Raw genomic sequence first — 21,109 nt, 5'->3', positions numbered from 1 at the left:
GATCGTAGGCCGGGCGGGTGAGGGCGCGGGGGTGGGGCGGCGTGCCGGACGGCGGGACGACCTCGCGGGCCGCGACCCGGGTGCCCGAGCCCTGCCGGGCGGTGAGCCAGCCCTCGGCGACGAGGTCGGAATAGGCGTCGGCGACGGTGTTGCGGGCGATGCCCAGGTCGGCGGCGAGCGCGCGGGAGGAGGGCAGCCGGGTGCCGGGGGCCAGCCGGCCGGAGCGGACGGCCTCGCGCAGCGCGTCGGTCAGGCCGCGGCGCAGGCCCGGCCCGGTCGGCTCCACCAGCAGGTCGATGCCCAGAGTGGCCCAGGGTTCCGCCATGGAAATGGACCATACTCCTGGGCTGCTTCCTTCCTAGGGTCGAGGGCATGACGACGCACACCGAGACCACGACCACCGTGGAGTACGCCCCCGAGCGGCCCGCCCGCCTGGAGTGGGCCAAGCACGCGCCCGAGGTCTACAAGGCGATGGTCCGGCTGGAGACCGCCGCCCGTAAGGGCCTCGACCACACGCTGTACGAACTGGTGAAGATCCGCGCCTCCCAGATCAACCACTGCGCGTTCTGTATCGACATGCACACCAAGGACGCCCTCGCGGCGGGTGAGAGCGTCGAGCGGATCGTGCAGCTCAGCGCCTGGGACGAGTCGCGGCACTTCTACACCGCGAAGGAGATCGCCGCGCTGGAGCTGACGGAGGCGGTGACGGTCCTGACGGACGGTTTCGTGCCGGACGAGGTCTACGACAACGCCGCGAAGCACTTCGAGGAGGCCGAGCTGGCGCAGGTCATCGCCGCGATCACGGTGATCAACGCATGGAACCGGTTCGGGGTGACCTGCCGGATGGCGCCGGGGCACTACGAGCCCGGCCAGTACAAGTGACGGCTTCCGCCAGGGGGTTGACGCCATGACCAAGGCCGACGTGTTCCGCGTGGGGGCCCCGGCCGACGGTGGCCCCTCGCCCGCCGAACTCGGCGCGCTCGGGGCCACCCGGATCACCTTCGGGCCGGGTCTCCAGCGACGGGCCGCCCCGGCCCCGCGGGAGATCGCCGACCGGCTGGCGCAGTGAACGTCAGGACAGCCACTTCTTCCAGGTGGACTCGTGGCTGTCCACCCACTTCTTCGCCGCGTCCTCCGGCGTCATCTTCTTGTCGGCGATCATCAGGGAGACCTCGTTCTGGTCCTCGGTCGTCCACTTGAACTTCTTCAGGAAGGCCGCCGCCTTGCCGCCCTTCTTCGCGAAGTCCGCGTTGAGGTACTTCTGCAGCGGGGTGTGCGGATAGGCGCAGGCGACCTTCTCCGGGTCGGCGTCGCAGCCCTCCTTGTACGGCGGCAGCTTCACCTCGGTCATCGGGACCTTCTTGAAGAGCCACTGCGGGGAGTACCAGTAGGTGAGGAAGGGCTTCTTCTCCTTGGCGAACTGTTTCATCTGCGTGATCTGCGCCGCCTCGGACCCGGCGAACACCACCTGGTAGTCCAGCTTCAGGTTCTTCACCAGCGCCTTGTCGTTGGTGACGTAGGACGGCGAACCGTCCATCAGCTGGCCCTTGCTGCCGCTCTCCGGGGTGCGGAACTGATCGGCGTACTTGTTGAGGTTCTTCCAGTTCGTGACGTCCGGGTGCTTCTTGGCGAAGTACGTCGGGACGAACCAGCCGATGTGGCCGGTGACGCCGAGGTCGCCGCCGGGCGCGATCGTCTTCTTGTCCTTGACGTAGCGCTGTTCCTGCTCGGGGTGGCCCCAGTCCTCCAGGAGCGCGTCGACGCGGCCCTGGCTGAGGGCGTCCCAGGCGGGCACCTCGTCGACCTGGACGGTGTCGACGCGGTAGCCCAGTTCGTGCTCCAGGAGGTACTGGGCTACGGCCACGTTGGACTGGGCGCCCACCCAGGACTGCACGGACAGGGTCACGGTCTTGGCGCCCTGCGCATTGGCGAAGGGCGAGGCCTGCTTGGTCATGTCGGCGGCGCCGCAGCCGGTGAGCAGTGCCAGGGAGCTCACCGCGGCGACCGCGGCAGTGGTACGGACGCGCATGTCACGCTCCCTTCTTCGCGCGGCGTTCGGTGGGCTGCGTCACCCGGTCGAGCATCAGGCCGAGGCAGACGATCGCGCCGCCGGCCACCAGACCGGTCGCCAGGTCGCCCTGGGCGAGGCCGAAGACGACGTCGTAACCGAGCGCGCCACCGCCGACCAGGCCGCCGATGACGACGACGGCGAGGACCAGGACGAGGCCCTGGTTGACGGCGAGCAGCAGCGCCGGGCGGGCCAGCGGGAGCTGCACCTGCTTCAGCTGCTGCCAGCTGGTCGCGCCGAGCGAACTGGAGGACTCCAGTGCGGCCGGGTCGACCTGCCGCAGGCCCTGGGTGGTGATCCGGACGACGGCCGGCAGCGCGTAGACGATCGCGGCGGCGACGGCCGGGGCGCGGCCGACGCCGAACAGGGCGACGACCGGGATCAGGTACACGAACTGCGGCATCGTCTGGAACACGTCGAGGACCGGGCGCAGCGCCCGCTCCAGGCGGTCGCTGCGGGCCGCGGCGATCCCTACGGCGAAGCCGACGACCAGGGTGACGGCGACGGCCGCCAGGACCTGGGAGAGGGTGTCCAGGGAAGGCTTCCAGACACCGAGGACGCCGATCGCGGCCATGGCGAGGACGGCGGTGAGCGCGGTGCGCCAGGTGCCGATGACCCAGGCCAGGGCGGCGACGATCAGCAGCACCGCCCACCAGGGCAGCGCCTGCAGGCCGTCGCGCATCGGGTCGAGGACCCAGGTGGTGAAGTGGCCGGCCCAGTCGGCGGTGCCGCCGACGACGGGGACGCCCGAGTACAGGTGCGCGGTCATCCAGTCGACGGCGCGGTTGACGGGCTCGGCGATGGCGACGACCCAGGAGTCGGGCCAGTCGAGGCGGCCCGCGAGCCGCCCGGCGACCGCCACGGCGACGACACCGGCGAGGGCGAAGAGCCAGCCGCGGCCGCTGTGGGGCTCGGGTTCGGCGCCGAGCTTCTCCCCCGCCGCGCCCGTGACCCGGTCGAGGACGACGGCCAGCAGCACGATCGGGATACCGGCGGCGAGGGCGGCACCGACGTCGACCGAGGCCAGGGCCTGGTAGACGCGGTCACCGAGACCGCCGGCGCCGATGACGGCCGCGATGACGGCCATGGACAGCGCCATCATGATCGTCTGGTTGAGCCCCAGGAGGAGTTCCTTGCGGGCCAGCGGGATCCGGGCCGTCAGCAGGCGCTGTCGTGCCGTGGAGCCGAGCGACTCGACGGCCTCCAGCACCTCCTTGTCGGCGCCGCGGAGCCCGAGCGAGGTGAGGCGGGCCATGGGCGGGGCGGCGTAGATGACGGTGGCCAGGACGGCCGCCGGGACGCCGATGCCGAAGACCAGCACGACCGGCAGGAGGTAGGCGAAGGCGGGCAGCACCTGCATGGTGTCCAGGACCGGCCGCAGCACGCGGTCCATCCGGTCGGACAGTCCGGCGGCGAGCCCGAGCAGCACGCCCACCACAACCGACGCGAGGACCGCGACGACCATTAGGGCGAGCGTCTGCATGGTCGGCACCCACATGCCGAGCAGCCCGCAGGCGAGGAACGCGGCGCCGGTGCCGAGGGCCAGCTTCACGCCCGCCACCCGCCAGGCGACCAGCGCGCCGAGGGCCGTGACGCCCGCCCAGCCGACGGCCAGGAACGTGAGGTAGACGGCCCGTACGGCGATGACGACGACGTTGCTGACGTGGCCGAAGAAGTACAGGAACAGCGGGTGGCTGTCGCGGTTGTCGATGATCCAGTCGCTGGCCTTGGCGAGCGGCTCGGAGAAGTCGAGGGTCAGCGCGCTCGGCCAAGTGCCGCTCGCCCAGCGGGCGTTGGCCAGCGGCACGAGGATCGCGGCGGCGAGGGCGAGCAGCAGCAGCTTGTGCACGGCCCGGTGCTTGAGGAGACCGGGCAGCCCGACGCGGGGCGGGTTCGCGGTGATGGTCGCCATCAGACCGCCTCCTTGGGCTGCTCCGTCCCGGGCGGAGCGGGCTGCTCCGTGCCGGCGACGACGCCGAGGAGCGTGTCGGAGTCGACCACGCCCACGCACCGGCCCTTGTCCACGACCCGGGCCGGAGCGCCGGCGCGGGCGACCGCCTCGATCGCCTCGGACACCGTCGCGTCGGGCCGCACGGCCGGTCCGCTGCCGTCCTGGCCGGCCGACGGGCGGCGCATGGCCGTACGGACGGTCATGACCTGCTCGCGCGGGACGTCGCGGACGAACTCGCGGACGTAGTCGTCGGCGGGCGAGCCCACGATCTCCTCGGGTGTGCCGAGCTGGACGACCCGGCCGTCGCGCATCAGGGCGATGCGGTCGCCCAGCTTGAGGGCTTCCTGGAGGTCGTGCGTGATGAAGACCATCGTGCGGCCCTCCTCGTGGTGGAGCCGGACCACCTCCTCCTGCATCTCGCGCCGGATGAGGGGGTCGAGCGCGCTGAACGGCTCGTCGAAGAGGAGGACTTCGGGGTCGACGGCGAGTGCGCGGGCGAGGCCGACGCGTTGCCGCTGGCCGCCGGAGAGCTGGCTGGGGCGACGGTGCTCCATGCCTTCGAGGCCGACCTTGGCGACGACCTCGGCGGCCCGCTCGCGCCGCTCGGCCTTGCCCATGCCCTGGATCTCCAGGCCGTAGGCGACGTTGTCGAGGACGGTGCGGTGCGGCAGCAGGCCGAAGTGCTGGAAGACCATCGCGGCGCGGTGGCGGCGCAGTTCGCGCAGCCGGGAGCGGTCCATGGCGCGGACGTCCTCGCCGTCGATGGCGATGGTGCCGGCCGTGGGCTCGATGAGCCGGGTCAGACAGCGCACCAGCGTGGACTTGCCGGAGCCGGACAGGCCCATGACGACGAAGACCTCGCCCTTGCGCACGTCGAAGCTGACGTCGCGGACGGCGGCCGTGCAGCCGGTGCGGGAGCGCAGCTCGGCGGGGTCGAGGGCGGTGAGCTCGGGGTCGCCGGGGATGCGGTCGGCCTTGGGGCCGAACACCTTCCACAGGCCCTCCACCGAGAAGACGGGCGTGGTGTCCATGGTCTGCTCCGTGGGGGGTTCGAGGGTCGCGGTCACTTCGCACCACCACCGATCAGCTCGGCGGCCTTCTCCCCGACCATGAGCACTCCGATCATCGGGTTGACGGTGGTCATGGTGGGGAACACGGAGGCGTCCGCGATGCGGATGCCCTCCAGGCCGCGGATGCGCAGCTCGGGGTCGACGACGGCCTGCTGGTCGTCGGCGGCGCCCATCTTGCAGGTGCCGGCGGGGTGGTAGACGGTGTGCGCGACCTTGCGCGCGTACTCGCCAAGCTCCTCGTCACCGGTGACGTCCGGGCCGGGGGCCACTTCGCGCTTGAGCCAGCCGGCCAGCGGCTCGGTCTTGGCTATCTCGCGGGCGATCTTGATGCCGTCGACGAGGGTCTTGCCGTCGTAGTCGTCCTCGTCGGTGAAGTAGCGGAAGTCCAGGGCCGGCTTGACCTCGGGGTCGGCGCTGGTCAGGTAGAGCCGGCCGCGGCTCTTCGGCTTGGGGATGTTCGGGGTCATCGAGACGCCGAACTCCGGCCGCTGGTAGCCCAGTCGCTCCGGGTTGTCCGTGAACGGGATCTGGTAGAAGTGGAACATCAGGTCGGGGTGCGGCTGTTCGGGGTCGCGGCGCACGAACAGGCCCGCGTCGGAGTCCATCGCGGAGTTCTCCGGGATGGGGCCGTTGGTCTCCCAGACGATGACCGACTCGGGGTGGTCGAGCAGGTTCTCGCCGACGCCCGGCAGGTCGTGCGTGACGGGGATGCCGAGCTTCTCCAGGTCGGCCTTGGGGCCGACGCCGGAGTGCATCAGCAGCCGCGGCGAGTCGACGGCGCCGGCACAGAGCAGCACCTCGCCCCGGGCCTTGACGAGGATCTCCTCGCCGTCCTTGGTGCGTACGTGCACGCCCTCGGCGCGGTTGCCGTCGAACTGAAGCTTGTACGCCCAGGTCTCCAGCAGGATCGTCAGGTTGGGCCGCTCGTCCATCACCGGGTGGAGGTACGCCACCGACGCCGAGGACCGCTTGTTGTTCTCGGGGTGGTAGGCGAGGTCGAAGAAGCCGACGCCCTCGGTGAACGGCTTCTTGTTGAAGCCCTCCACGCGCGGCACGCCCAGCGCCTCCTGGGCCGCGTCGACGAAGTCGCGGGCGATGGCGTTCCGGTCCTTCTCGTCGACCGGGACGATGTTGTTGTTGAGCCGGGCGAAGTACGCCTCCATCTGCACCGCGCCCCAGCCCTTGGCGCCCGCGGCCTCCCACTCGTCCCAGTCCGCCGGCAGCGGCTTGAAGGCGATCAGGGTGTTGTGCGAGGAACAGCCGCCCAGGACGCGGGCCCGGCTGTGCCGGATATGCGAGTTTCCGCGTGGCTGTTCGGTGGTGGGGTAGTCGTAGTCGAGCTCGCCGCCGAGCAGGCCCATCCAGCGGCGCAGGGTCAGCACGTCGTCTCGGCCGACGTCACTGGGGCCGCCCTCGATGACGGCGACGGTGACGTCCGGGTTCTCGGTCAGTCGGGAGGCGATCACGGAACCTGCGGTTCCGCCGCCTATCACGACATAGTCGTACTCATGACTGGTGTGGGACATGGCGTACTTGCTCCAGTGGAGATGAAGTGAACGGGCTCGGGGGACGGACGTCAGCCCGGGATGTGGGGGTCAGCCCGGGTTGGGGGGTCGGCGGCCCGGCAGGGGACGGGGGTCAGCCCGCGAACCAGCGCACCGGCTTCGGAGCGAGGTTCTGGTAGACGTGCTTGGTCTCCCGGTATTCGGCGAGGCCTGCGGGGCCGAGTTCGCGGCCCACTCCGCTCTTGCCGAAACCGCCCCACTCCGCCTGCGGCAGGTAGGGGTGGAAGTCGTTGATCCAGATCGTGCCGTGGCGCAGCCGGCCGGCCACGCGGCGGGCGCGGCCCGCGTCGGCGGTCCAGACGCCGCCCGCGAGTCCGTACTCGGTGTCGTTGGCGAGGGCGACGGCCTCGTCCTCGGTACGGAAGGTCTCGACGGTGAGGACCGGCCCGAAGACCTCCTCCCGTACGACGCGCATCTCGCGGTGGCAGTGGTCGAGGACGGTCGGCTCGTAGAAGTAGCCGTTCTCCGGGCGCTGCGCGGACGGTTCGGGGCGCTTGCCGCCGGAGCGCAGCACCGCGCCCTCCTTGAGGGCGGACTCGACGTACATCTCGACCTTGGCGCGCTGCTGCTCGGAGACGAGCGGGCCGCACTCGACACCGTCCTCGGTGCCGCGGCCGAGGCGGATCTTCTCGGCGCGCCGGGCGAGTTCGGTGACGAAGCGGTCCCGGACCGACTCCTCGATGATGAGGCGGGCACCGGCCGAGCAGACCTGACCGCTGTGGATGAAGGCGGCGTTGAGGGCCTGGTCGACGGCGGTGTCGAAGCCCTCCTCGGTGGCGCAGGCGTCGGCGAAGACGACGTTGGGGTTCTTGCCGCCCAGTTCGAGGGCGACCTTCTTGACGGTCGGGGCGGCGGCCTGGGCGACCTTGGTGCCGCTGACCAGGCCGCCGGTGAAGGAGACCAGGTCGACGTCGGGGTGCTCGGACAGGCGCGCGCCGACCGAATGCCCCGGGCCGGTGACGATGTTGGCGACGCCCTCGGGCAGTCCGGCCTCGACGAGCAGGTCGATGAGCGCGATCGTCGTCATCGGGGTGATCTCGCTCGGCTTGATGACGAAGGTGTTGCCGGCGGCGAGGGCGGGGGCGATCTTCCAGCTGGCCTGCAGCAGCGGGTAGTTCCAGGGCGTGATCATCGCACAGACGCCGATGGGCTCGTGCACGACGACGCTGTGGATGTCGGTCGAGCCCGCGTCCACGACCCGGCCGGGGGCCTCACCGGCGACCAGGTCGGCGAAGTAGCGGAAGGCGTCGGCGACACAGTCGATGTCGACGCGACCCTCCTCGACGGTCTTGCCCGCGTCCTGGGCCTCCAGCCGGCCGAGCTTCTCGCGGTCCCGGACCAGGAGATCGGCGACGCGCCTGAGCAGCGCGGCCCGCTCGGCGACGGGCGTGTGCGGCCACGGCCCCTCGTCGAAGGCGCGCCGGGCGGCGGCGATCGCCAGATCGGTGTCCTTCTCGTCGCCCTCCGCGACGACGGCGAAGGGCAGCGCGTCCGCGGGGTCGAGGATCTCGCGGGTGGCCCCGGAGGTGGCCGCCCGCCACTCTCCTCCCGCATGGATGGTTTGACGCGCCTGAAGTTCGGTACTTTCCGCCATGATCGCTCTTCGCCTTCCGTTCCTGATCAGCACCCCTGTGTCACATACGTGTCACTAAGAGACCGAGTTCGCCTGCCCGACTCCCGCAATTGCATGCGCACCCGTGGCCGAAAGTGCGCTGTGTCACGGGAGATGTGGACAAACAGGAACGAAAGGTGCGGGGAGCCGGACGTCGGTGCGCCGGGCGTCGGCGTCGGCCGGCCGTGGGTTCGCCGGGCGTCAGCTCACCAAGCCCGGAAATCTTCCGGCGGGCCCTCCCCCACGTGCGCGCTCAGCCCGGCCGCGTCGAGTCCCTCCGCCTCCCGGGCGAACGTCCGGCGCCGGCGCTCCAGCGATCCGACGAGCGTCTCGGAACGCGCGAAGGCCCCGCACCGGAGAACCGGTGCGGGGCCCGTGCGTGAACCCTCAGGGGCTTCGATCAGATGAGGCCGAGGCCGCGGACCGCCTCGCGCTCCTCCTCGAGCTCCTTGACGGAGGCGTCGATCCGGGCGCGGGAGAACTCGTTGATCTCCAGGCCCTGGACGATCTCGTACGAGCCGTCCTTGGTGGTGACGGGGAAGGAGGAGATGAGCCCCTCCGGGACGCCGTAGCTGCCGTCCGACGGGATACCCATGGAGACCCAGTCGCCGTCGGCGGTGCCGTTGACCCAGCTGTAGACGTGGTCGATGGCGGCGTTGGCGGCGGACGCGGCCGACGAGGCGCCACGGGCCTCGATGATGGCGGCGCCACGCTTGGCGACGGTCGGGATGAAGTCGTCGGCCAGCCACTTCTCGTCGTTCACGACCTCGGCGGCGTTCTTGCCGGCGATGGTGGCGTGGAAGATGTCGGGGTACTGGGTGGCGGAGTGGTTGCCCCAGATGGTCAGGCGCTTGATGTCGGCGACCGTCGAGCCCGTCTTCTTCGCGAGCTGGGTCAGCGCGCGGTTGTGGTCCAGGCGGGTCATCGCGGTGAAGCGCTCGGCCGGGACGTCCGGTGCGGCGGCCTGGGCGATGAGGGCGTTGGTGTTGGCCGGGTTGCCGACGACCAGGATCTTGACGTCGTCCGCGGCGTGGTCGTTGATGGCCTTGCCCTGCGGCTTGAAGATGCCGCCGTTGGCCTCCAGCAGGTCGCCGCGCTCCATGCCCTTGGTGCGGGGGCGGGCGCCGACGAGCAGACCGACGTTGGTGCCGTCGAAGGCGACGTTCGGGTCGTCGGTGATGTCGATGCCCTGCAGGAGCGGGAACGCGCAGTCGTCCAGCTCCATGGCCGTGCCCTCGGCGGCCTTCAGGGCCGGGGTGATCTCCAGCAGGCGCAGCTTCACCGGCACGTCCGCGCCGAGCAGCTGACCGGAGGCGATGCGGAAGAGCAGGGCGTAACCGATCTGGCCGGCCGCGCCGGTGACGGTGACGTTCACGGGAGTGCGGGTCATGGCGTTCTCCGTATGACAGCTGGCGGTGGGGCGGGTCCCTGCCCCGGACGTTTGATCGATCTCTTGGCATCAAGAGATCCATCCAGCCGTCAGGCTATCGCGCATCCGGGATCCCGGACGTCCGGGTCGGTGTGGCCCGGCCCACAACCCCGTTCCGCGAACCCGCCCCCATCACAAGAGGCGGCCGCCCGTCCGGGAGAGGAAGACGAAGGCGGCCGCCTGGGGGGATACCGACCATGCCGGACTCCCGTGGGGGTACGGTTCGCGTGCCCCCGATTACGGCGGACATTCCTCCCGTTCGGAAATTCTTCGTCCGGGTTGGGGGGGTGGGCTGTTGACCGGCGGGGCAGGGCTGTTGACCGGCGGGCCGCGGCTGGCAGGGCAGGGCTGTTGACCGGCGGGGCGCGGCCGGCGGAGCGGGCTGTTGACCGGCGGGGCCGTCCGGCGATCGGTGGGGCGGACCGTGTACCGGCGGAGTAACTCGGAGACCGGCGAGGCGGGTCGGCGACGGGTGCAGCCCCACCCCTCAGCGACCGGCGGGGTGGGACGGGGAGCGGCGCAGCCACCCGGAGACCGGCGAGGCCAGCCGCCGACCAGCGCAGCCGTACAGCGACCGGCGAGGCGGGACGGTGACCGGCACAGCCGACCAGCGACGGCGAAGCGAGCCGACGACTGGCGCAGCCACCCGGAGACCGGCAAGGCCAGCCGCCGACCAGCCCAGCCGCACAGCGACCGGCGAGGCAGGACGGTGACCGGCACAGCCGACCACCGACCGGCGCGGCGAGCCGACGACTGGCAAGGCGAGCCGACGACTGGCGCAGCCACCCGGAGACCGGCGAGACCAGCGTCAGACCGGCGCAGCCGCCCGGAGGCCGCGAGACGGGACGGTGACCGGCACAGCCGACCACCGACCGGCGCGGCGAGCCGACGACTGGCAAGGCGAGCCGACGACTGGCGCAGCCACCCGGAGACCGGCGAGACCAGCGTCAGACCGGCGCAGCCGTACAGCGACCGGCGAGGCAGGACGGTGACCGGCGCAGCCGCCCGGCCGGTCGGCGCAGCCATCAACCGGCAGAGCCGCCCATCGACCAGGTGTGCAGCCCGCCAGGCGGCGGGGCCACCCCGTCGACCCGGCGGAGCCGCCGCCTGTGAAGCACGCCGAGCAGCCGGCGCAGCCCATCGACCGACAGAACCGCCCCTCGCCCAGGGGCGCAGCCCATCCACCGGCGGAACCACCGAGCAACCAGCCGATGCAGCCCATCGACCGGCAGAACCGCCGATCAACCAGTCGATGCAGCCCCACCGACCCGGCAGAACCACCGATCGACCAGCCGATGCAGCCCGTCAACCCGGCGGAGCCGCCCCGCCGCTAGTCCGTGCAGCCCTTCTCGCCGGCCGTCAAGGTCGCGCAGGCCTTGGCGTCCGCGGCGTTCTTCACGGCCACCATCGGGGTGTAGGCGATGGCGTCACCGGCCGCGGTGATGCTGCCGGTCTGCTTCGCCTTGCCCGAGCTGATCTGGACCTCGTCGCCCTGTGTCGCCTGGGTGATGCGGCCCCAGGCCGCCTTGCAGGTCTCGCTGTAGCGGACCTCGACGACGGTCGTGCCGACGGTCACGGTCTGGGCGGTGGTCACCAGGTCACCGCTGCACCCCATGGCCTCCGCGTCCTTGCCGGTGCAACTGTCGCCGCTGCACTTCACGCCGGGCGGCAGTTTCGCGTCGCTGCTGACGTTCGGCGAGGGCGACTTGGCGCCGCCCTTGGCCTCGTCGTCGCCACCGCCACCGGTGAGATAGAACGCGCCGGCGATCACCACGAGAACGCCCACGACCCCCGCGAGGAAGGTCACGGTCCGCTTCTTGCCCGCCGACGCGGAGGAGGAAGAGGAGGCGGTGGCGGTCCGGCGGGTCCCTCCCGCACCACCGGCACCACCGGCACCACCGGAACCACTGGCACCACCTGCACCACCGGCCCGGCCCGGGACGGCGTCCTGGGGCTCGGCGTACGGGTCCGACCCGACGCCGGGAGTCCACCCGGGGCCCGAGGACGACCCGGGACCGGATCCGGGGCGCGATCCCCGGCCCGTGCCCGCTCCGGCGGAGCGCCCGCCGCTCGGCGACGGCCCCTGGTACCCGGCCAGCCCCCACGAATTGACATCGGGCTCGGCGGTCCGGCCGCTCTCCTCCCGCACACCCGAGCCGGAGGAGTCCTGGACCTCGGGCGCCGTCGGCTGCGGCGGCACGGTCGGGACCACACCGGCCGGTCCCGCGATGCCCGGCGTGACCGTGGTGCCGCCGCTCCGGCGGGCCGGCTTGGCACCGCTCGCGGAGGCCGCCCTGCCCTCACCCGACGTGGCCCCCTTGCCACCGGCCGAGGGGTCGGAGAAGTCCTGCCCGCCGAACTCCCCGAGCGCGGCGCGCGCCTGGGAGATCCGTATGGCCTCCATCGTCATGTCGTGCCGCATCTCCGAGCGGCTCCAGGCGCGCTCGGCGAGCTCCCACATGGTGGTCAGGTGCACCGGATTGGTGCCGGTGACCTCGGCCAGGGCGACGATCGCGCCCTTGGGCGCGAGCAGCCGGCCGTGCAGGTAACGCTCCCACGACGTCTTGCTGTAGCCCGTGCGGTCCGCCACCGACGCGATGCTCAGACCGCTGCGGTCCACGAGTCTGCGCAGCTGGCTGGTGAACTCCCTGATCTGCGGATCGAGCTCATCCGGCAAGGCCTTCCAACGAGGCATTGCTCCCCCTCTTCCCCCCGGTCGTGCTGATATTTCTCGCGCTGTTCGCCCCGCGCGCGGCGGCCTTGGCCGAGTCCCCGTTGTGGATACCCATAGGGATGCGTCCACTCAGGATCTCAGTTCCCTGACGGGGGGCGCACAGGAGCACGGTGACCGCGCGCAATACACCCTGGACCGTCCTGATTGTCCCTGCCAACCCCGCCGTCGCACCACTTTGTGCGGTATCGGATCAGAACCGGAAGCGGGACGTACCGGAACTGTCACTTCCGTGCCACAGCGCTCTGACAGCCGTTGAACAGGCCGTTCGCCGTGACCGAGGGTGGGTCGTGGCGGCGGGCCGTCCCTCCTCGGGGGAGGGGACGGACCGCCGTCCTCGTCATTCGTTGGTGACCGTGAAGTGCAGCGTGTCCTTCAGGAACGGGATCTGCAGCCACGGACTCGGCTGTGCCATCAGCGCCAGCAGCACGATCACGGTGCCCATCAGGCCGTAGGTGACGATGTCCGTGAAGCGGGAGCGCACGGCGAGCATGCCGACGCCCGGCAGCAGCCAGCGCATCGCGCCACCGCCCAGCAGGGCGACGCCGATCAGCAGCGTCCCCATCCGGAACTGGCCGAACGCCGTCACCAGCAGCCCCAGCCCGGCCAGCCCCAGCACGGCGAGGACGGGCCACTGCCGGGCGGGCGCGGGAGCGTCCCCGGGCGCGGCCCGGCCACCGCCCTCGGGCCGCGCGGTGTCCTTGGTGAACAGCGGGAAGCGCCGGGTGACCCGCCGCGGCCGCCCTTCGGCGTCGGGCGCGCTGACGGGGTCCCGGACGGTGAGTTCCTCCGGTGACTCGTGTCCCCTCGGCGTCTCCTGCCCGCCGGGCGTCTCCTGCCCGCCGGGCGTTTCGTGCCCGCCCGGGGGCGAGTGCTCGGCGCCGCCCGGGGCCTGTTGCTCGGCCCCGCTCGACGTCCGGTGCTCGGCCCCGCTCGGGGTCCGGGGCTCAGCCGACACTGCGCTCCGCCGCCTCGACCACGTTGACGAGCAGCTGGGCACGGGTCATCGGGCCGACCCCGCCGGGGTTCGGGGAGATCCAGGCGGCGACCTCGGCGACGTCGGGGTGGACGTCGCCCACGATCTTGCCCTCGGCGCTGCGGGAGACCCCGACGTCGAGGACGGCCGCGCCGGGCTTCACGTCCTCGGCCCGGATCAGATGGGCGGAACCCGCGGCGGCCACGATGATGTCCGCGCGCTTGAGGTGCGCCGACAGATCGCGCGTGCCGGTGTGGCACTGCGTCACGGTGGCGTTCTCGCTGCGGCGGGTCAGCAACAGCGGCATCGGCCGGCCGATGGTCACACCGCGTCCGACGACCACGACCTCGGCGCCCTTGATCTCCACGCCGTAGCGGCGCAGCAGCGTCAGCACGCCGTTCGGGGTGCAGGGCAGCGGGGCGGGCTCGTTGAGGACGAGGCGCCCCAGGTTCATGGGGTGCAGCCCGTCCGCGTCCTTGTCCGGGTCCATCAGCTCGAGGATGCGGTTCTCGTCGATGCCCTTGGGCAGCGGCAGTTGCACGATGTACCCGGTGCAGGCCGGGTCCTCGTTGAGCTCGCGGACGGCCGCCTCGATCTCCTCCTGGGTCGCCGTGGCGGGCAGTTCACGCTGGATGGAGGCGATGCCCACCTGTGCGCAGTCGCGGTGCTTGCCGGCGACGTACTTCTGGCTGCCGGGGTCCTCCCCGACCAGGATCGTGCCGAGGCCGGGCGTGACGCCCTTCTCCTTCAGCGCCGCCACGCGGGCGGTCAGATCGGACTTGATCGCGGCTGCGGTGGCCTTGCCATCGAGAATCTGGGCGGTCATGACCCCATCCTCGCGGATGACCCCGCCGCGGTTCCAATCCGCCCGCAATCCGGGCACCGGGGGCTCCCCCGCCCCGTATCCGCCCATGATCGGCGATGTTGCACTTGCACAACACATCGGGAATGCGGCTGGACAAGCCGGTCAGTGGTGCAGAACGATGACATGACAAGTACCGCGGGCAGTTCAACGGGGGGACGGTCGCAATACTGAAGGTTTTCCTCCGTGCGGATGTCACGCGTCGTCCCCGCACACGGACCAACGGAGGAAAGCCCCCATGAGCTACGGCGACCCGAACAACCCCTACGGCGCTCCCCAGGGGCAGCCGCAGCAGCCGGGATACGGCTACCCGCAGGACCAGGGGCAGGCTCCCGGTTACGGCTACCCGCAGGCCCCTCCGGTCTCCCCCTACGGCGGTCAGCCCGCGATGACCACCATGCCCGGCTCCGTGGGCGCGGCCCGCGTGATGCTGTGGGTGATCGTCGGTCTGCAGGTCCTCGGCGTGGCCATCTTCGCCTTCTCCGCCGTGGCCCTCAACGCCGCGAAGGACGACGAGTCCCTCAAGGACAACACCGCCTTCCAGGACCTGGTCGGTGACTCGACCGGCGTGATCTGGGGCTACGTGGTGTTCGGCCTGGCCTGGCTGGTGTTCGCGGCCGTCCTGGCGACCAAGTTCAAGAACGGCGGCAACGGCGCCCGGGTCACCATCCTGGTCTTCGCCATCATCACGGCGGTGCTCGGCATCTACCCGTTCGTCATCGTGGGCCTGGTGCACACCGTTCTCGCCATCCTGGTGGCCGTGTTCGTCGGCAACGCGAACGGCAAGGCCTGGTTCAACCGCCCCCGGTACTGACCGGTACTGAACGGACCCGGTCGACGACCGGACCGGTTCACGCCAATCACATCCAAGGGCCGTGTCTCACCCGTACGAGGGGGGCACGGCCCTGGTGCGTCGCCCTACCCTGACGGTGGTAGCTGTTCAGGCACGGGGAGAGCACCTTGTACAGCATCGTCGTGGCACCTCCGCCGACCACGGAGGACGAACGAGACCCCACCCCCGACAGACGCGCGCCCGGCGCCTTCCGGCTCTTTGGCGGCCTTCGTCCGGCCGGGCCGATCCGGTGACCGAGGCGTACGCCGTACCCGTGCCCAAGGGCTACCGGGTCGGCGACTGGGAGGTGCGCGAGCCCATCGCGACGGGCGCCTTCGGCAGCGTGTACGCCGCCCGGCGCGTCGGTGACGGCGCCGGGCTGCCACCCACGGCCGCGCTGAAGTTCCTGCCCACCGGGACGGCCACACCCCGCCGGCTGGCCCACCTGCGCGAACTGGTCGAGCGGGAGGTCGAGCTGTACCGGCGGCTGAGCCACCCGCGGCTGGTGCGGATGTACCAGACGCTCACGGTCGACGACCCGGGGCGGCCGGAGCTGGACGGCGCCACCGTCCTCGTCCTGGAGAAGGCCGAGGGCTCCCTGGCGGCCCTGCTCGCCGCGACGCCCCGGCCCGCGGCCGGTCCCGCGCTGCTCGCGCAGATCGCCGAGGGCCTCGCCCAGTTGCACGGCGCCGGCTGGGTGCACGGCGATCTGAAGCCGGCCAACGTGCTGCAGATGGCGGACGGCTCGGTGCGTCTCGCCGACTTCAACATGGCCGCGGAGCTGGAGGGCACCCACGCCTACACACCGGCCTTCTCCACCCCCGACTACACCCCGCCGGAACTGCTCTGGACCGAGATCGGCGAACGGGGCCGCCGCATCCGCCCGTCCGCCGACATCTGGGCCTTCGGCGTCCTCGCCCACCTCGTGCTGACCGACTCCTTCCCGCTGCCCGGGGCGACCTCGACCGCCCGGCGCGACGCGGCAGCGGCCTACGCCCGCGGCGTCGACGAACTGCGCCTGTCGCCGGAACTGCCCGACGACTGGCGGGAGATCGTGCGCGCCTGCCTGACCCGGACGCACCGGCAGCGCATCGGCGCCACCGCGCTGCTGCGCCGGGTGACGGCGGCCGCAGGCCCGGACCGGCGCGTCCTCCACCTGCCCCGCCTGCGCACCGCCCACCGTCTGCGCACCGCCCGCCGCCGCTTGCGCCGCGGGTCCGTCGCGGCCGCCCTGGCCGGGGCCGCCGCGGCCCTGGCCGCCCTCGCCTACGGCATCAGCGTCTGGGCGGGCGCCGACGGGACCGGCGGCGGAACCGGGTCCGGCGCGTCCGCGAACGTCTCCGCCGCCGCGTACGGCGCCTCCGAACTCCGCACCGACCGCGGCATTCCGCCCGCCTACCGGCTGCTGATCGTCGAGACGGCGCACGACTGCGACCAGAAGGAGGTCACGCCGGTTCTGATCGCCGCCATGCTGAAGGTGGAGAGCGACTTCGACCCCGACCTCTCCGACCCCGACCACAACGAGTACGGCATCGCCCGCTGGACCCCGCGCGTCCTGCGCTGGTGGATGAACGAGGACGGCACCCCCGGCGAGACGGTCCCCCAGCCGCCCTTCCCGCCCGCCGAGTCCATCCCGGCGATGGGCCGCTACCTGTGCTGGATCGCCCCGCGCCTGCACGCGGACCTGCCGGGCGACCGGCAGGTCCTGATCGCCTCCGCGTACCGCACGTCGTACCGCACGGTGAACGCGACGAAGGGCGTGCCCCCGGACGTACGCGTCTACGCCGACCGCGTCGCCCGCTTCCTGAAGGAGTACGCGCCCGACGGCCGGAAGTGACCTCGGGGGCAAGGACGTTGACGCGCCGTCAAGAAGAACTGCGGTACTTCCTGGAGGCCGGGCGCTACGAGGTCTGACGCCTGACATGGCTGAGCGGGCCGGCGGGATCGCTCGCTCCGGCCCGCTCCGTCAGAGGACTCAGTGGAAGAAGTGCCGCGTCCCCGTGAAGTACATCGTGACGCCGGCCTTCTGCGCGGCCTCCACGACCAGCTCGTCACGGACCGAACCGCCGGGCTGGACCACGGCCTTCACTCCGGCGGCGGTGAGGATCTCCAGGCCGTCCGGGAAGGGGAAGAACGCGTCGGAGGCGGCGTACGCGCCCGTCGCGCGCTCGGCGCCCGCCCGCTCGACGGCGAGCTTCGCGGAGTCCACCCGGTTGACCTGCCCCATGCCGACGCCGACCGAGGCGCCGTCCTTGGCGAGCAGGATCGCGTTGGACTTCACCGCGCGGCAGGCCTTCCAGGCGAACGCCAGCTCGGCCAGCTCGTCGGCGCTCAGCGCCTCGCCGGTCGCCAGCGTCCAGTTGGCCGGGTCGTCGCCGTCGGCCTGGAGGCGGTCGGTGACCTGGAGCAGCGCGCCACCGTCGATCGGCTTGACCTCGACGGGCGCGGCCGGCCCGTCGGCGCAGCGCAGCACACGGATGTTCTTCTTCTTGGTGAGGGCCTCCAGGGCCCCGTCCTCGTAGCCGGGCGCGACGATGACCTCGGTGAAGATCTCCGCGACCTGCTCCGCCATCTCCTTGCTGACCGGGCGGTTGACCGCGATCACACCGCCGAAGGCCGACAGCGGGTCACAGGCGTGCGCCTTGCGGTGCGCCTCGGCGACGTCCGCGCCGACGGCGATGCCGCAGGGGTTGGCGTGCTTGATGATCGCGACACACGGCTCGGCGTGGTCGTACGCGGCACGGCGGGCGGCGTCCGTGTCCGTGTAGTTGTTGTACGACATCTCCTTGCCGTGCAGCTGCTCGGCCTGGGCGAGGCCGCCGGTGCCCGAGACGTAGAGGGCCGCGGGCTGGTGCGGGTTCTCGCCGTAGCGCAGGGTGTGCTCGCGCTCCCAGGTGGCGCCGAGGAAGTCGGGGAACTGCGAGTCGTCCACGGGCGCGTAGGAGGAGGCGAACCAGGAGGCGACGGCCACGTCGTAGGCGGCCGTGTGCTGGAAGGCCTCGGCGGCGAGCCGCTTGCGGGTGGCGAGGTCGAAGCCGCCGCCCTGGACGGCCTTGAGGACATCGGCGTAGCGGGCGGGGCTGGTGACGACCGCGACCGACGGGTGGTTCTTGGCGGCGGCCCGGACCATCGAGGGGCCGCCGATGTCGATCTGCTCGACGCACTCGTCGGGCGTGGCACCGGAGGCGACGGTCTCGCGGAACGGGTAGAGGTTGACGACGACGAGGTCGAACGGCTCGACACCCAGCTCGGCGAGCTGCTCGCGGTGGCTGTCCAGGCGCAGGTCGGCGAGGATGCCCGCGTGCACGCGCGGGTGCAGGGTCTTGACCCGGCCGTCGAGGCACTCGGGGAAGCCGGTGAGCTCCTCGACCTTGGTGACGGGGACGCCGGCAGCGGCGATCTTCGCGGCGGTGGAGCCGGTGGAGACGAGCTCGACCCCGGCCTCGTGGAGCCCGCGCGCGAGGTCCTCAAGACCGGTCTTGTCGTAGACGCTGACGAGCGCCCGGCGAAGGGGCCGCTTGTTGCTCTCGGCGGTCACTGGATAACTACCTTTCGTCCCTCAATGCGATAGCCGTTGCGGGCGAGCCGCCCCACGACCTCGACGAGCAGCCTTCGCTCGACTTCCTTGATGCGCTCGTGCAGAGCGCCTTCGTCGTCCTCGTCCCGGATCTCCACCACGCCCTGCGCGATGATCGGCCCGGTGTCGACGCCGTCGTCGACGAAGTGGACGGTGCAGCCGGTGACCTTTGCGCCGTACGCGAGCGCGTCCCGCACGCCGTGGGCTCCCGGAAAACTGGGCAGGAGAGCGGGGTGCGTGTTGACGAACCGCCCGCCGAACCGCGCGAGGAACTCCTTGCCGACGATCTTCATGAACCCGGCGGAGACGACGAGGTCGGGCTCGTACGCCGCGACGGCCTCGGCGAGAGCGGCGTCCCACTCCTCGCGACTTCCGTGGTCCTTGACCTTGCACACGAAGACCGGCAGCCCGGCGCGCTCGGCCCGCGCCAGCCCCTCGATGCCCTCGCGGTCCGCGCCGACGGCCACGATCTCGGCCCCGTACTCCGGTGCGCCGACGGCGGCGATCTCGTCGAGCAGCGCCTGGAGGTTGGTGCCGGATCCGGAGACCAGCACGACGAGGCGCTTGGCGCGCGGGGCCACGGGCTTGGCGGCCACGGTGGGGGCCTTTCTCGGGGAAGCGTCTGTCCAAGGTGGTCGGCGCTCAGCGTTTTGTGCATTCATACGAATGCTTTGCTTCCCCGGATACGGGGAAGCCTACGAACCGGTCGACCGTCAGCAACGATACCGGCACACCGGACGGCCCCCACGGGACGGGGGCGTGGCCGGAAGGTAGCGTCTGGGCGGAGCCGGTTCGGGAACGACGTCCGGACGTGGTGCGTTCAGGAGGTGACGGACCCGGGTCCGACGCCGTTCCGTTCTGTCCACACATTGCTCCTCACCAACGGGAAGACGCTCACTTGATGCCGGACCGCAGCCTGCGACTCCTCACGTTCCCCCAGCTGTTGCCGCAGGGAGGGGAGCGCGGCGCCGTGCTGCTGCGGGAGCGCCCCAGCTCACCGCCCGACGCGCCGTCGGGCGGCGGCGACGGCGAGCAGGGGCGCGGCTCCCAGGAGGACAACCCCTTCGCCCCGCCGCCCGAAGGCACTCCGGACCGGCCCTGGCAGCCGCGCCGCCCGTCGGGCGACGACTCCCAGGACTCCGGCGACGGGGACGGCGGACACCGCTCGCCCTGGGGCAGCCAGTGGAGCGACCAGCAGCCCGGCCGCTCCCCCGGCGGCTTCGGGGAGCGCCCGCGCGGTGGGCCCGAGGGCCAGGGCGGCGGCCCCAAGGGTGGCGGCCCGAACGTGCGCTGGGACCCGACGGATCCCGCGCAGCGCCGGGCGCGCTATGCCCTGCTGTCGGGCATGTGGGCCTTCTTCTTCGCCCTCTTCAGCTGGCCGTACGTGGCGCTGCTGCTCGGCGCGCTCGCCCTGTACTGGGCCATCAGCTCCCTGCGCGCCAAGCCCCGCAGACCGGACCCGGACTCCCCCGCCCCCGAGCAGCAGCAGGGCGGCGGCCGCCCCCAGACGACGGCGGCGGTGAGCGGCCTGGTCACGGCGTCCCTGGCGATCGCCCTGGTCGCCGCGTCCTTCACGGCGCAGCTGGTCTACCGCGACTACTACACGTGCACCAACGACGCCCTCACGAACGAGGCGAAGCAGTCCTGCTCCCAGCTTCTGCCGGAGGAGCTGCGGGGATTGCTGGGGACGAACGACTGACGCCTCAGGCACTCTCCGGCGGGGCGGGCCGGTCGGACGGCAGGAAGTCGTAGGGCCCGTAGTCCGTTTCGCGGCCCTGGTCGCGCAGGCCGTAGGCGGCTCCGATTCCCCGAGAGCCATCCCCGACCCCGGCACCCCAGAAATCTTCGACGTCCTCGTCGCCCGCGGACGATGCAGCGCCCCGGGCGCGGTCTGCCCGTCCCGCACCCCGGGTGCCGTCCACGCCGCCGGCGCCTCCGGCCACCCCCGCGATCCCGGCCACCCCGGTACGCGTGAACCGACCGCGGCCCAGCCGGGCCCCCTTCCGCAGCCGGCCGGGCCCGTCGGGGCCCCCGCCCGTGTGCTCGCGCCGCTTGCCGGTCGTCGCCTCCTCCGTCCGGAGCGACCGGCACCGCCAGGCCCGTACTCCCACCGCCGTCGGGATCGCCAGCAGCACCAGCCAGGCCAGCGTCGCAGCGGCGGCCTGCCACCAGACCGGGCCGAACCGGGACAGCACACCGGCACCGAGCGGGCCGCCCGAGAGCCCGGCCAGTCCCGCGAGCACGGCCGCGCACAGCACCGACGACAGTGCGGCGGCGCGCGGGCGGCCCTCTGGTCGACCGGCCGCGCCGTCCGCGCCGCGGCACGGTCGTCGGTGCTGTGCGCGGCCGTGCTCGCGGGACTGGCCGGCCCGCCGGGCGGCCCGCGCGGTGCCGGCGGCGTGTGCCGGGCCGGCCCCGCGGGTGGCCAGGCAGCCG

General features: G+C 72.1%; 17 protein-coding genes and 1 pseudogene. 5 read left to right on the top strand and 13 right to left on the bottom strand.

Annotated elements, in window-relative coordinates; genetic code table 11:
* Positions 1-325: GntR family transcriptional regulator (locus K4G64_RS29470; RefSeq protein WP_221759004.1), on the bottom strand; the 325-nt coding region annotated here is incomplete at its 3' end.
* 47 nt (positions 326-372) lie between these two features.
* On the opposite strand from K4G64_RS29470, the gene K4G64_RS29465 reads away from it, so the two are divergent.
* Positions 373-882: a carboxymuconolactone decarboxylase family protein gene (locus K4G64_RS29465; RefSeq protein ID WP_189591635.1), complete on the top strand. Its 510-nt coding sequence runs from the start codon at positions 373-375 to the stop codon at positions 880-882.
* 70 nt (positions 883-952) lie between these two features.
* Positions 953-1,069 (top strand): annotated as a pseudogene (locus K4G64_RS29460) (isocitrate lyase/phosphoenolpyruvate mutase family protein); the annotation flags it as partial.
* Between the two features lie 3 nt (positions 1,070-1,072).
* On the opposite strand, the gene K4G64_RS29455 reads toward K4G64_RS29460, so the two are convergent.
* The 9 genes from K4G64_RS29455 to K4G64_RS29415 all read right to left on the bottom strand — a co-directional run bounded on the left by K4G64_RS29455 (position 1,073) and on the right by K4G64_RS29415 (position 14,228).
* Positions 1,073-2,029, bottom strand: coding sequence for an ABC transporter substrate-binding protein (locus tag K4G64_RS29455; protein WP_221759003.1), 957 nt, complete (start codon positions 2,027-2,029; stop codon positions 1,073-1,075).
* A 1-nt stretch (position 2,030) separates the two neighbouring features.
* Positions 2,031-3,980 (bottom strand): proline/glycine betaine ABC transporter permease, encoded by a 1,950-nt coding sequence (locus K4G64_RS29450; RefSeq protein WP_221759002.1) that lies wholly within the window; start codon positions 3,978-3,980, stop codon positions 2,031-2,033.
* Positions 3,980-5,050: a glycine betaine/L-proline ABC transporter ATP-binding protein gene (locus K4G64_RS29445; protein ID WP_221759001.1), complete on the bottom strand. Its 1,071-nt coding sequence runs from the start codon at positions 5,048-5,050 to the stop codon at positions 3,980-3,982. The genes K4G64_RS29450 and K4G64_RS29445 overlap by 1 nt, the downstream gene beginning before the upstream one ends.
* Before the next feature lie 32 nt (positions 5,051-5,082).
* Positions 5,083-6,615 (bottom strand): GMC family oxidoreductase, encoded by a 1,533-nt coding sequence (locus K4G64_RS29440; protein ID WP_221759000.1) that lies wholly within the window; start codon positions 6,613-6,615, stop codon positions 5,083-5,085.
* A 112-nt stretch (positions 6,616-6,727) separates the two neighbouring features.
* Positions 6,728-8,248: an aldehyde dehydrogenase family protein gene (locus tag K4G64_RS29435; RefSeq protein WP_221758999.1), complete on the bottom strand. Its 1,521-nt coding sequence runs from the start codon at positions 8,246-8,248 to the stop codon at positions 6,728-6,730.
* A gap of 418 nt (positions 8,249-8,666) precedes the next feature.
* A complete protein-coding gene (locus K4G64_RS29430) occupies positions 8,667-9,656 on the bottom strand; it encodes a malate dehydrogenase (protein WP_030842061.1) in 990 nt (329 codons plus the stop codon).
* Between the two features lie 1,369 nt (positions 9,657-11,025).
* Complete coding sequence (locus K4G64_RS29425; protein ID WP_260461136.1) at positions 11,026-12,372, bottom strand: XRE family transcriptional regulator; 1,347 nt, start codon at positions 12,370-12,372, stop codon at positions 11,026-11,028.
* 394 nt (positions 12,373-12,766) lie between these two features.
* Entirely contained in the window at positions 12,767-13,384 is a 618-nt protein-coding gene (locus K4G64_RS29420; RefSeq protein ID WP_308122524.1) for a DUF3017 domain-containing protein, read from the bottom strand.
* Positions 13,374-14,228: a bifunctional methylenetetrahydrofolate dehydrogenase/methenyltetrahydrofolate cyclohydrolase gene (locus K4G64_RS29415; RefSeq protein ID WP_097219458.1), complete on the bottom strand. Its 855-nt coding sequence runs from the start codon at positions 14,226-14,228 to the stop codon at positions 13,374-13,376. Before K4G64_RS29415 ends, K4G64_RS29420 begins: the two co-directional genes overlap by 11 nt.
* 274 nt (positions 14,229-14,502) lie before the next feature.
* Between K4G64_RS29415 and K4G64_RS29410 the strand changes: the two genes are divergently transcribed.
* Both K4G64_RS29410 and K4G64_RS29405 read left to right on the top strand, forming a co-directional pair.
* Positions 14,503-15,078 carry a hypothetical protein gene (locus tag K4G64_RS29410; RefSeq protein ID WP_221758997.1) on the top strand — a complete coding sequence of 192 codons (576 nt, stop codon included), beginning with the start codon at positions 14,503-14,505 and terminating at the stop codon, positions 15,076-15,078.
* Positions 15,079-15,346: 268 nt separating this feature from the next.
* On the top strand, positions 15,347-16,933 hold the full coding sequence (locus K4G64_RS29405) for a protein kinase (protein ID WP_221758996.1): 1,587 nt from the start codon (positions 15,347-15,349) through the stop codon (positions 16,931-16,933).
* Between the two features lie 138 nt (positions 16,934-17,071).
* Here the strand turns inward: K4G64_RS29405 and purH are convergent, their stop codons facing one another.
* Positions 17,072-18,634 (bottom strand): bifunctional phosphoribosylaminoimidazolecarboxamide formyltransferase/IMP cyclohydrolase, encoded by a 1,563-nt coding sequence (gene purH / locus K4G64_RS29400; RefSeq protein WP_221758995.1) that lies wholly within the window; start codon positions 18,632-18,634, stop codon positions 17,072-17,074.
* A complete protein-coding gene (purN, locus tag K4G64_RS29395; RefSeq protein ID WP_221758994.1) occupies positions 18,631-19,269 on the bottom strand; it encodes a phosphoribosylglycinamide formyltransferase in 639 nt (212 codons plus the stop codon). The genes purH and purN overlap by 4 nt, the downstream gene beginning before the upstream one ends.
* Positions 19,270-19,574: 305 nt before the next feature.
* Here purN and K4G64_RS29390 point away from each other — a divergent pair, with 305 nt between their 5' ends.
* A complete protein-coding gene (locus K4G64_RS29390; RefSeq protein ID WP_221758993.1) occupies positions 19,575-20,372 on the top strand; it encodes a hypothetical protein in 798 nt (265 codons plus the stop codon).
* 4 nt (positions 20,373-20,376) lie between these two features.
* Here K4G64_RS29390 and K4G64_RS29385 read toward each other — a convergent pair.
* A partial coding sequence (locus tag K4G64_RS29385) for a DUF6350 family protein (RefSeq protein WP_374206458.1) occupies positions 20,377-21,109 on the bottom strand: 733 nt, incomplete at its 5' end.

The sequence above is a fragment of the Streptomyces sp. WAC04114 genome (assembly GCF_019733245.1).
Lineage (GTDB): Bacteria > Actinomycetota > Actinomycetes > Streptomycetales > Streptomycetaceae > Streptomyces > Streptomyces massasporeus_A.
The sequence above is the reverse complement of the archived record's forward strand: the minus strand, read 5'-3'. Positions and strand labels throughout refer to the sequence as shown.

Coding starts and splice junctions, on each gene's coding strand:
- K4G64_RS29465 (WP_189591635.1), top strand. CDS start 373: ATGACGACGCACACCGAGACCACGACCACCGTGGAGTACGCCCCCGAG.
- K4G64_RS29455 (WP_221759003.1), bottom strand. CDS start 2,029: ATGCGCGTCCGTACCACTGCCGCGGTCGCCGCGGTGAGCTCCCTGGCA.
- K4G64_RS29450 (WP_221759002.1), bottom strand. CDS start 3,980: ATGGCGACCATCACCGCGAACCCGCCCCGCGTCGGGCTGCCCGGTCTC.
- K4G64_RS29445 (WP_221759001.1), bottom strand. CDS start 5,050: ATGGACACCACGCCCGTCTTCTCGGTGGAGGGCCTGTGGAAGGTGTTC.
- K4G64_RS29440 (WP_221759000.1), bottom strand. CDS start 6,615: ATGTCCCACACCAGTCATGAGTACGACTATGTCGTGATAGGCGGCGGA.
- K4G64_RS29435 (WP_221758999.1), bottom strand. CDS start 8,248: ATGGCGGAAAGTACCGAACTTCAGGCGCGTCAAACCATCCATGCGGGA.
- K4G64_RS29430 (WP_030842061.1), bottom strand. CDS start 9,656: ATGACCCGCACTCCCGTGAACGTCACCGTCACCGGCGCGGCCGGCCAG.
- K4G64_RS29415 (WP_097219458.1), bottom strand. CDS start 14,228: ATGACCGCCCAGATTCTCGATGGCAAGGCCACCGCAGCCGCGATCAAG.
- K4G64_RS29410 (WP_221758997.1), top strand. CDS start 14,503: ATGAGCTACGGCGACCCGAACAACCCCTACGGCGCTCCCCAGGGGCAG.
- K4G64_RS29390 (WP_221758993.1), top strand. CDS start 19,575: ATGCCGGACCGCAGCCTGCGACTCCTCACGTTCCCCCAGCTGTTGCCG.